At 69.2% G+C, this 10,229-nt stretch carries 9 protein-coding genes and 1 pseudogene; 3 read left to right on the forward strand and 7 right to left on the reverse strand.

The window, feature by feature from the left end:
- Positions 1-68: 68 nt before the first annotated feature.
- Both ACFWWR_RS33140 and abc-f read right to left on the reverse strand, forming a co-directional pair.
- Positions 69-1,019, reverse strand: coding sequence for a phosphotransferase (locus tag ACFWWR_RS33140; RefSeq protein WP_384307160.1), 951 nt, complete (start codon positions 1,017-1,019; stop codon positions 69-71).
- Between the two features lie 165 nt (positions 1,020-1,184).
- Positions 1,185-2,831: a ribosomal protection-like ABC-F family protein gene (gene abc-f, locus ACFWWR_RS33145; RefSeq protein WP_384307162.1), complete on the reverse strand. Its 1,647-nt coding sequence runs from the start codon at positions 2,829-2,831 to the stop codon at positions 1,185-1,187.
- A 717-nt stretch (positions 2,832-3,548) separates the two neighbouring features.
- On the opposite strand from abc-f, the gene ACFWWR_RS33150 reads away from it, so the two are divergent.
- Positions 3,549-3,965: an ATP-binding protein gene (locus ACFWWR_RS33150; RefSeq protein ID WP_383864023.1), complete on the forward strand. Its 417-nt coding sequence runs from the start codon at positions 3,549-3,551 to the stop codon at positions 3,963-3,965.
- Between the two features lie 406 nt (positions 3,966-4,371).
- Here the strand turns inward: ACFWWR_RS33150 and ACFWWR_RS33155 are convergent, their stop codons facing one another.
- Together ACFWWR_RS33155 and ACFWWR_RS33160 are read right to left on the reverse strand one after the other, a co-directional pair.
- Positions 4,372-5,133 (reverse strand): restriction endonuclease, encoded by a 762-nt coding sequence (locus ACFWWR_RS33155; protein ID WP_384307165.1) that lies wholly within the window; start codon positions 5,131-5,133, stop codon positions 4,372-4,374.
- Positions 5,134-5,352: 219 nt separating this feature from the next.
- Positions 5,353-6,600 carry an MFS transporter gene (locus ACFWWR_RS33160; RefSeq protein WP_384307168.1) on the reverse strand — a complete coding sequence of 416 codons (1,248 nt, stop codon included), beginning with the start codon at positions 6,598-6,600 and terminating at the stop codon, positions 5,353-5,355.
- A gap of 123 nt (positions 6,601-6,723) precedes the next feature.
- Between ACFWWR_RS33160 and ACFWWR_RS33165 the strand changes: the two genes are divergently transcribed.
- Positions 6,724-7,692: a LysR family transcriptional regulator gene (locus ACFWWR_RS33165; RefSeq protein ID WP_384307171.1), complete on the forward strand. Its 969-nt coding sequence runs from the start codon at positions 6,724-6,726 to the stop codon at positions 7,690-7,692.
- 132 nt (positions 7,693-7,824) lie between these two features.
- Here the strand turns inward: ACFWWR_RS33165 and ACFWWR_RS33170 are convergent, their stop codons facing one another.
- The 3 genes from ACFWWR_RS33170 to ACFWWR_RS33180 all read right to left on the reverse strand — a co-directional run bounded on the left by ACFWWR_RS33170 (position 7,825) and on the right by ACFWWR_RS33180 (position 9,189).
- Positions 7,825-8,361 carry a GNAT family N-acetyltransferase gene (locus ACFWWR_RS33170; RefSeq protein ID WP_384307174.1) on the reverse strand — a complete coding sequence of 179 codons (537 nt, stop codon included), beginning with the start codon at positions 8,359-8,361 and terminating at the stop codon, positions 7,825-7,827.
- A 156-nt stretch (positions 8,362-8,517) separates the two neighbouring features.
- Positions 8,518-8,652 (reverse strand): hypothetical protein, encoded by a 135-nt coding sequence (locus tag ACFWWR_RS33175; protein WP_383864006.1) that lies wholly within the window; start codon positions 8,650-8,652, stop codon positions 8,518-8,520.
- A 108-nt stretch (positions 8,653-8,760) separates the two neighbouring features.
- Entirely contained in the window at positions 8,761-9,189 is a 429-nt protein-coding gene (locus ACFWWR_RS33180) for a VOC family protein (protein WP_383864004.1), read from the reverse strand.
- A gap of 605 nt (positions 9,190-9,794) precedes the next feature.
- On the opposite strand from ACFWWR_RS33180, the pseudogene ACFWWR_RS33185 reads away from it, so the two are divergent.
- Positions 9,795-10,229: pseudogene (locus ACFWWR_RS33185) on the forward strand (hypothetical protein); the annotation flags it as partial.

The following is a 10,229-nucleotide window of genomic DNA, read 5'->3' on the forward strand; positions in this document are numbered from 1 at the left end:
GGACACCGCTGTTGGGCCTCTGGGCGCCGGGGCGGAGGTGTCCGGATGCTGCTGGGTACCTGTTGGTGTCAGTCGACCATGCCCCCGGCGAACGGCATCGTCTGCCATTGGTCGACGGCCGGCTTGAGGTAGTCCACCAACTCGGGCAGTTGCGGCACGAGCGTGAGGGAGGCGATGATCCGCAGCATCCCCACGGCGTTCACGAAGCTCAGGACATCCTCGTTCAGCAGTCTCGTGCCGTTGCGCCGCGCGCCGCGGTTGTAGGCGGATTCGTGGGCCGGCCCGAGAGCGGCCAGGTCCCACTCGACGGGGCCCAACGTGACCAGCTCGAAGTCGGAGTAGAGGTCCCCGTCGACCCCGGAGAAGATGTTCGCGGGCGGAGAGTCGCCGTGGATGGGCTGGAGGTCGATGCCCGGGAACGCTTCTTCGAACGCCGCGCGTGAGCGCACCAGGGGTTCCAGGATCTGCCACTCGCGTCGTGCCCGGTCCAGCTCGGACGCGCCGATGAGGCTGGGGAACGTTTCGAGCAGAGTGAGGCTTTCCGCGATGAACTCCGGATCGGCCGCGGACAGAAACGACAGACGGCCCGGGTACGCGCGCATCGCAGCGTGCAGGTCAGCAACGCTTTCGGAGTTCGCAACGTAGTCGGGTTCCTTGCCCCGGTCTTCCTCCACGAACTGCCAGAACGTCATCGAGAACCCGTCGCGCTGAACAGGTTCCCGGGGCACGCACGGGCTGGGTGGGATCACGGGGGTTCCCTGGTCGGCGAGCCATCGTGTCACGTCCAGTTCCGCCCGCTGGCGGCGCGCAAGGGAATCGAGGCCTTCGCAGTGCGGCAGGACGGTGGGAATCCGGGCCACGACCGGTGAGGGCGCAAGGTGCACGACGACGGAGAAGACGTCGTGGAGCACCGTGGCATCAGCCACGGCGAGACCGAGAGCACGCCCTGCGCCGACAGCCGCGTCAACTGCGGCGGACGTGCGGCGAGCCCGGTGCTGTGGTGTCGCGAAATCGGTCATGACTCAATCCCTCCAGGTGGATTTGTGACTGTTGGGCGGGGCGTGCAGGCAGTCCGTGGAGGAGCCGACCCGGTCGGAGCGGCGGTCCGCCGTCCCGGCGACAGCCACTCGGGAACCTGAACCGACCTGAACCGACCCGATTCGCCCCCGCCTGGCGCTTGCGGGTCAGCATCTGCGGCCGCCGCGCAGTGACAGCCGTTCCCCCGGGAAGCGCTCGCGGAAGCCGCGATCGTGCGACACCGCGACCACCGCCCCCGGGTAGGCCGCGAGCGCCGCCTCCAGGCCCTCGACCAGGTCGAGCGCGACGTGGGTCGTCGGCTCGTCGAGTACGAGAAGGTCCACGGGCCTGCTCACCAGCCTCGCGATCTGCAACCGTCGTTGCTGCCCGGCGGACAGCGCCGTGACCGGGACGTGCAGATCCTCCTCACGGAACAGCCCCAGCGCCAGCAGCTGATCGGTGTACTCCTCCGGCAGCCCGGGCTGCCCGGCCGCGAAGGCGGCGAGCAGCGGGAGACGTGTGGAGCGCGCGGGCAGCTCCTGCGCCAGGTACCCGATCCGAGCAGGACGGCGCACCGTGCCCGCGTCCGGCTCCAGGTCGCCCGCCAGGACCCGCAGCAGCGTCGTCTTTCCGGCCCCGTTCTCGCCCGTGACCAGCAGCCGCTGCCCGGGCGTGATCGCCAGCAGCCCGTCCAGGCACAGCTGCTCGCCGACGCTCACGTTGTCGAGTTCGGCAAGCGGACGCTCGGCGGAATGCGTGCCGCCCGACGCCGAAAGCGCCGCCGTGAACCGCAGTGGTTCGGCTGGCGCCGCCACCGGGTTGCGCCGCAGGTGGGCCAACCGCTCCCGGACCGATCGCACTTGCCCGCCGAGCTTTGCCTCATGCGATCGGCGGTGCTTGCCGAAGCCCTGCCGCGGGTCCCTGCCGGTGGTGGCCAGCCTCTTCCCGGCGGCCTCAAGCAGTTCCTCGGTATGGGCCACCTTCTCAAGCCAGTCCGCGTGTTCCTGCTCCGCGCGACGTCGGGCGGCGGCCTTCGCGGCTCGGTAGCCGGCCCAGCCATCGCCGTACCGGTGCACCGTGCGCGCATCCCGGTCGACCTCGAGGATCGTGGTGGCGATGCGCTCCAGGAAGCCGCGGTCGTGGGTGACCGCCACGACGGTGCCGCGGTGTGCGCGCAGATGTTCCTCAAGCCAGCGCACGGCTGCCGCGTCGAGATGGTTCGTCGGCTCGTCGAGGAGCAGCAGCTCGGGGGCGGCGGCCAGTACGCAGGCGAGCGCGAGCCGCGACTGCTCGCCGCCGGAGAGCGAGCCGAGCACGCGGTCGCGGGTGATCCCGGCGAGCCCGAGCCCGTGCATGGCGGCTTCCACGCGGGTGTCCGCCTCGTATCCGCCACGTTCCTCGTACGCGTTCAGCAGCTCGCCGTACGCGGCGAGTTCCTCTTCCGACGCCTCGCCGAGGCGCTCCTCCGCCCTCCGCAACCGGCGCTCCATGCCGCGCAGTTCGGCCAGGGCGAAGTCGACAGCGTCCTGCACGGTGCAGTGCGGGTCGAGGTCGAGGGTCTGGGCGAGGTGGCTGATGCCGCCGGGGAAGCTGACGGTGATCTCACCGGCGTCCGGCACCTCGGCCGCGGCCAGCAGCCGCAGCAAGGTGGACTTGCCCGAGCCGTTCTCGCCGATGACGGCGGCCTTCTCGCCGGGGCGGACGGTGAAGGAAACCTGGTCGAGGACGGTGCGGGTGCCGTAGGACTTGGTCACGTCCTTGACGGACAGCTGCGTCACGGCAGCGGGCACAACGGTATGGGCGCGTTCGCGCATGTCACTTTCCCTGGGAATGCGAAGTGTCTACGGGCAGCAGAAACGGCGGCGTCGGCCGTGCCCGGACTCAGAGAAAGTAGAAGAAGACCATGCCGCCATCATACAAGACGATGCGTATCGTCTCTACTCGTGCGTGCCACGAAGTCCGCGATCCGTACCGCCTGCCCGAGCCCGCCGCCCGGCAACGCGCCCGTTTCTACGCATTTGCGTGATGTCGGTGAGGACGGCAAGGATGGCGAGTCGGATGTGGTTGTCCCGGCCTGTCTCCACCATCAGGTTCGCCACGTAAGCGGTTACGGCCAGGCCGGTCTGGCGGCTGTGTTCCACCACTGACTCCAAGGCGGCCGGCAGTGCCCCGCAAGCAGGCGTGGGGGCCGCTGAACGTCGACGGTCTTGAACGGATGGCTGGCGCCGAGGAGATCGCGGGCGCTGTGCTCGGGCTCGCGTCCGACGACCTCCCGTAGATGACGGGTGCGTCAATCGCCGTGGACGGCGGAAGCACCACGGGCCGGAAGATGATCCAGCCGGGCGGTACCTGACGGCTGGACCCGCCCCTGTTGAGTCTGAGACGTCCTGGCCATGGGCGACAAGCACGGGCAGTGAGGCTGCATCGATTTGTGAGGATCGGGCGCCGGCCGCTCGAGTGCCTGCGGCCGCGAGTCAGGGGTACACGGTGTGTACGTATCGGTGTGGACCGGCGGGGAGAGGAGCGCGAGGGTGGCTGTCAAGGCGATGGGTTGGGCGCATTCGTTTCCTATGTCTGGTGGAGTGCGCGCCGGGCGGCAGTGGACGCGAACGCAGTTGGCTTCCCTGCCGTGGACCGCTGCTGAGCCGGAGACGGTGGATGCTGTCGTCCTGGCCGTGTCCGAGCTGATCACCAATGCTCACGTCCACGCGCACAGCGATGCGCACTTGGTGCTGACCTGGGATGGTGACTGCCTCCATGTGAGCGTCCATGACGAGGACCCGACACTGCCGAGGCAGCGTCACCCTCAGGCGGGTGAGGTGTCCGGTCGCGGAGTGGGGATTGTGCGGATGCTGGCTGATGGGTACGAGATGAAGTGTCAGCGGCACGGCAAGACGGTGACCGCGTGCTTCCGCCCGGCGGGCGCCGACCGGTCGGGCGGAAGCTGAGCCGGCTTCGGGTCTGTCCCCGGGCCGTCACGTTCGTACCGGCTCGGTGCCTTTGGCGTACTGAGCTGAGGGGCCCGAGTGATGACTGGCATCCGCGGCCTCCTTCCACTTCGGGCGAAGGCCTGCGTCGGCGCTGAGACGCTGAGGCGGCACCGGCTCTGGCGTGTGGGCCCGACTCGTGGGCCGACCGGCCTGGTCGGCAGACCGACGAGGTCCGCCGCGTCCCAGGCCGTCCTGCCCCTGTTCGATCAGGCCCTCACCACGACCTTCCGCAACCTGCCGCGCCGCCGGACGTCTCCGATCCGCTGTGACGCTTCCTGCCCGGCATGATGAGGGCGCGCCCGGCGCAAGGAGCGCGCAGACGCTGCCCGGCCACCGCCCGATGCGCCGACATCGCCGTCGGCTGTCAGTCCACGGCCCCTTCGCCCTGCGACTCCCACGGCGTCGGACCGATGCCTGCGTCCCAAGCCCACAGGGCCGGTCCGTCCCAGCACACGATCCCGCACTGCTCGGCGTACTCGACCGCCGGAGCAGTGAAGCCGCTCGTGGTGACGACTACGGCGACGTCGGCCTCATGGATGGTGAAGCACGTGCCGCCGAAGCGCTGCAGGTCCTGGGAGCCGACCCGGTGCGTGTCGCCGTAGCGCTTGCACTGGATGACGACGCGGCGCCCGTCCGGGGCGAGGGCCAGGATGTCCGCGCCGAGATCGCCTGCCCCGCCCACGAGTTCGATGTGCGAGCAGCCGTCCCGCTCGCACAGAGCGGCTATCGCCTCCTCGAATTCCTCCGGGTCAAGGGTGTCTTCGGCGGCCGCCACGCCGGGTGGGAGGACGACCGTCTCCTCACCACCGGAGTCGACGGCGGCGGATCGCGCGCCCGTCTCCGTGGACGACGGCGTCTCCAGCACGGCGACCGCCGTGCCTGCCCCCTCGTCGAGTGCTGCGACGGCCCGCCGCGCCACCCGTGAAAGGGAGACGCGACGCCGTCGGCGCCAAAGGGACATGGCGACCGCGACACCCACGACGCCCAGCACGAGCGCCCAGGCGGGGCGTCGCTCGACGGCACCGGCCGCCGCACGCGCCGACAGACCCACGGCGATCACCACGAGAGCGAGAAGCCCGAAGAAGGCTGCTGTCCGGCGGAGGTCGAACGGGCGGCGGCGGTTCACGGATCGGAAAGGACGTATGGACGCGGCCATGGCAGTGCAACCCCCCACAGAAGACGACATGAAGATCACTGCCGCCGTCTTCCCAAGATCACGCACTTCATCACTCCGCTCTCCCCGTCTCCGCGCCGACATGCGCGACCGGGCGGGTGCGACAGCGCTCGACGAGCCGGGCGGCGCCCTTCCGGGGTGAGTGGGCGTCGCCCGGGGCGTCGCGGTGAGTCATGCGACCCGGACGTCCTCGGAAGGCGCGGCGGGCTCTGGGGCGGCCAAATGTATCCGCTTGGGCAGCAAGAGCGGGGTGGCGAGCAGGAGAACGCCGGACATGGTGATCGCGGCGAGTGGGCTGGTGAGTGTGGCGAGAATGCCCCAGATCACCATCAGGGCAGCTTGTAGGAGTTTGCTGGTGGCACTCCAGGTACTGAGGACTTGGGCGGTGTGCTCCGAGGGAGTCCGGTGCAGGCGTTCTGTTGCGTAGATCGGATTGAAGATGCCCATGCAGGTGATCAGCAGGGCCTCGACGATGATCACGGTGAGGAGTCCGGGGATGCCGGGACGGACGAACGTGAGACCGAGCGGGAAGAGCGATCGCAGCCAACCGGAGATGATCATTACTCGATGCCGGCCGTAGCGGGTGACGAGGCGCGCGGAGAGGCGGGCGCCCACGAAGCCGCCGAGTGCCGGGATGCCGAAGGCCAGACCGTATTGCCAGGCCGGGAAGTGGTAATGGCCCAGCAGGAGGACGGACAGGAGCGGGGCGGTGGCCATGATGAGGGCGCCGACCAGGATCGAGTTGAGGAACAGGCGCCTCAGTGTGTGGTCGCGGAAGATGAACCGCCAACCGTCGAGAAGGTCGGCCCCGCGCCACCTGGTGGCCCGGTCGCGGGGTGCCGCGACGTCGCCTCCGCGGATGCGGAAAACCCCCAGCGCGGACAGCAGGTAACTGAGGGCGTCGGCCATGACAGTGATGACCGGGCCGAGCAACGCTATGAGTGCACCACCGAGGGGCGGACCCGCCGCCGTCGCCACCCAGCTCGTGCCCTCGAATCTCCCGTTCGCCACAAGGAGGTGATCGCTGCGGACGAGATGCTTCAGATACGCGCCGGATGCGGCAGTGAAGGCGATGCTCGCGGTCCCGCAGATGACCGAGACGACCAGCAGTTGGCCGTAGGAAAGAACGCCGAGGACGTACGAGACCGGGACACTCGCCATCGCGACGAACCGGATCAGGTCCATCGCGATCATCACCGGACGCTTGGCCCGGTGCTCAACCCACGGCCCCAGCGACCACGCGACAATCGCCGCTACGGTAAGCCCGGCCGCCTCCAGGAGCGACACGGCGAATGCCGACGAGTGCAGCACTCGGACCGCGATCAGCGGGAACGCGCCGAAGGCAATCCACGTACCGTATGTACTGACGGCGTAGGCCGACCACAGCCAACCGAAACTGCGCCCCAACTGCACGCGCATGCGACTCCCTGGCGACAACCGATGTTCGGGTCTCCGCATCACATCGGCCGCACTGCCCTGGGAGCAAACAACTGACTCCCGGGCGAGCCACAACCATCAGTTGGGCATGCTTATGCTGGATCAATGGATACCGAGGCGGTGCGGTCGTTCGTCCGCGCGGCCGAGCTCGGACAGCTGCAACAAGCGGCCGACGAGCTCGGCGTGACGCAACAGGCCGTGTCGAAGCGGATCGCCACCCTTGAGCGCGAACTCGACGTCCGGTTGTTCACCCGCACCGCTCGAGGGGTCCAGCTGACACTCGACGGCCAGGCCTTCCTCCCGCACGCCCGGAACATCGTCACGGGTGTCGATCGCGCCATCACCGCGATCAGACCGGGGTCGCGAGCCCTACGGATCGATGTTCTCGGCCTGCGATCCGCGCAGGCCGTCGTGCTGCACGACTACTGGCGGTCGCATACCGAAACCGACCTCGACGTGGTGACCCTCAGGGTCAACGACCCGCGCGAGGTGGTCGCGGCCGTCCGAGCCGGCGACATCGACGCCTCGTTCCGCTCCGTCACCGACCCGGCCACACTGCCGCGTGACGTGCAAATGATCCACGCGTTCAACTCTCCGCTGGAACTCCTCGTCGGCCCGAGGCACCCGCTCGCCTCCGCACGAACGCTGACACCGTCCCAGCTGCGCCGGCACCGGATCTGGGTGCCGGGTATCGCGCCGCGAAGCGAATGGGCAGAGTTCTACGATCAGCTCGCCACCGACTTCGACCTCCGCGTTGACGCCGCGGGCCCGAACTTCGGCAACGAGGTGCTCCTCGACATCCTCGCGGACTCCGCGGACGTGGCAACCCTCGTAGGCTCGCGCGACCGGTACATCTGGCCGACGAACCACGATCTACGCCGCATCCCGATCGTGAATCCGACGCTCGCATACCCGCTCTCGCTCATCCTCCCCCGGGCGAATCCCCACCCAGGTCTCCGGGCAATCATCGACCACTTCGGAAGCCTGGCCCCGCTCCCCGACACAACCTGGCTCCCATCGTGGGCAACGACACCACGCCGCAGCGACGGAAACAGCGGACACACCCGACGCTGACGCTCCCTTGCGGCAGCACACAATGCCGACACGACGTGCCGAACGTACCCGTAGCCGAGGTGACTCGACCGGCCGCCGCCAACAACGTCATGGGCCGACAACAGACTCGCTCACCCGACTCCCGAGCCGCTGTCAAGACTTGTGCCTTGACAGGTGGTCGGGTGAGTCGTCGGTCCGGCGTTCCAGCAGTGTGACCGTGATGCCGGGCGCAATCTCGCGTTCGCTGGTGGGGGTGAATCCGCGGCTTCGGTAGAGGGCGAGGGCGGGCTGGTTGGCGGTTCCGGTGGAGACCAGGGTCACGTCTGTGGGTTCCATGACGTCCAGACTGTCGAGCAGCACAGTAGCGATGCCGCGGCGATGTGCGCGTGGATGAACCACGAGTCGGCAGATATCCAGGGTGCCGTCGTGCAGCCGGGTCCAGGACACTGCTCCGGCCAGTCCGATCTCGTCGGACACCCCAAGGAAGGACTCGGCGCAGCCGCGCAACTCCTGAAGGGTCTCGTGCAGAGGCGGGATGCCGTCGAATCCGATGAGTTCGGCCTCCACGGCGTAGGCAGCACGCTGAAGTTCCCACAGCTGGCGCAGGGTGACCGAATCAGCCAGGTCCAGCCGGTGGGGTTCACCCAGCGGTCGGCGTGGCGTTGCGCTGACATCACGGTGGCTCGTCACACCGCGATCGTCCCAGAGTGCTCTGTCAGCACGCCACGTTCCCAACAGGCTCCGGCGCGGACCAGGGCGATGAGGCGTGATGCGTTCACCGATCACCAGCGGACCTGGGCGAATGCGACGCACGCGAAGACCAGGGCCAGGACAGCCGGCCGCGCTTCAGGCACCTTCGGCGTCCGGTGTGGCAGCGGGCAGCCGCTGGTGGCTGGTGCCGTCACTGGTCTTTCTGGCGGTGGATCGGCCCCGAGCACTGGGCGGCGCCTCCTCGATCAGGTGATGCTTCGCCCCGGTCATGCGTTCATCCGCTCCTCGCCAAGGGGCTCACCTCGCCGGCCCAGGCGTTCGGCCCAGGCCGGCAAGTTGGAGAACCACTTGGTGAGCCGACCCCCGCCGGACGGTCTGCTAGGGGCGGACGTACGGCCGGGTCATGATCTCCATGTTGTGGCCGTCCGGGTCCTCGAAGTACGCGCCGCGACCGCCGAAAAGACGGTTGATCTGGCCGGGCTCGGTGTGGCTGGGGTCGGCGTAGTAGGTGACCCCGACCGCCTCCAGGCGGGCGATCATGACGTCGAACTGGGCGTCGGGCACGAGGAATGCGTAGTGCTGCGACTGGATCGGCTCGTCCCGCTTCTCGTAGTAGTCGAGCGTCACGCCGTTGCCGAGGTCGACGGGCAGGAACGGTCCAAACGGAGCGCCGACCTTCAGCCCCAGGATCACGGCGATGAACTCGGCCGACAGATGCCGGTCGCTGGCGTAGATGGCGGTGTGGTTCAGCTGGACGGAGGTCGCCGACAGCTCGGAGTCGTGCGGGTACTGCTGGTCGTATGACATGTGGGGTGTGTCTCCGGGTCTTTGGATTCGCTGGGATGGGGCGCCGCACGCGGGCGCCGGAGCAAAGACGCGGAGAAGGGGGCGGGCCTCTGGCCCGCCTCGCGCTCACGCCGAGGCCGGGATCCTCACTCGTGAATGGCCCATGGCCGACCCGGCAGTCACCCGACCGACCCTAGTGGCCAATCATGGGCTGGGGCAACGCCGTTGTTGCCTTTGGTCGGGGCTGGTGGCCGTCAGCGTGGTCGGGGTCGGCGGGTGAGCTGACGGCATGGAACACACGCACGCTGCCGCATCCGGGCCCGTTGGCCGGCCCACGCCGGTGGGCTACGGGCGCTGCCACGGCCGCCGAGCGTGGCCCCCGCAGAAGGCAGCGCGATGAACGGCTTGGGGGATCCGCCAAAGCAGAAGACCAACCCCATCCGTCCGTGCGACCGCGGCGCAGCCGCGCGCACGAACGGACGGAGCGGCCCCTGCGACGCGACCACGTTGCCGGCACGCCGCCTGCGGCAAACGAGATGCATCCGGGGACCCGTCTGCTCCTGGAGATCGGAGCGAGCCGCCCTGAACTTCTGCTGACCGGCAAACCGCTGACCGATCAAGGTCGTGTGGCGACCGTGATGATGGACGCCGGCTGGAGTCCCGCGCAGCTGCGCCACGTCATCACCAGTCGGCCTTTGCCGCACGCGGTACGTACCTCGGTCGGCGCGATCATCGCCGCCCGGCTCCGCGCCGCCCAGGCCTACCCGCCGCCCGCCACAGCGGCCAGCCCGCACGACGATCCCTGCCCCGACACGCCTCTCGCGCCCGCGAACACCGAGCGGTCATCCACGGCGTCCGCCGCCCGCACCGTGACCGAGGCCCTCACCTACCGGGCCTCGTCGAATGCGCCGGGTGCGGCGTGCCCGCAACCGCCCCCGGCGAGGACCTCTGCCCCGCCTGCCTCGGCCGGCCGCTGTGCCGCAGCTGCCCAGGCCCCACCGCCCGCCGCGCCCACCCCGGCGGCTACGGCCGCTGCACGACATGTGCCTCCGCCTTTGCCG

It is taken from the genome of Streptomyces sp. NPDC058678, from assembly GCF_042714835.1.
GTDB lineage: Bacteria > Actinomycetota > Actinomycetes > Streptomycetales > Streptomycetaceae > Streptomyces.

What these genes read in the sequence shown, in the direction of transcription:
- ACFWWR_RS33180 (WP_383864004.1), bottom strand. Translation starts at nt 9,189, where the DNA reads ATGTCATACGACCAGCAGTACCCGCACGACTCCGAGCTGTCGGCGACC.
- ACFWWR_RS33175 (WP_383864006.1), bottom strand. Translation starts at nt 8,652, where the DNA reads ATGACCGGGGCGAAGCATCACCTGATCGAGGAGGCGCCGCCCAGTGCT.
- abc-f (WP_384307162.1), bottom strand. Translation starts at nt 2,831, where the DNA reads ATGCGCGAACGCGCCCATACCGTTGTGCCCGCTGCCGTGACGCAGCTG.
- ACFWWR_RS33165 (WP_384307171.1), top strand. Translation starts at nt 6,724, where the DNA reads ATGGATACCGAGGCGGTGCGGTCGTTCGTCCGCGCGGCCGAGCTCGGA.
- ACFWWR_RS33140 (WP_384307160.1), bottom strand. Translation starts at nt 1,019, where the DNA reads ATGACCGATTTCGCGACACCACAGCACCGGGCTCGCCGCACGTCCGCC.
- ACFWWR_RS33160 (WP_384307168.1), bottom strand. Translation starts at nt 6,600, where the DNA reads ATGCGCGTGCAGTTGGGGCGCAGTTTCGGTTGGCTGTGGTCGGCCTAC.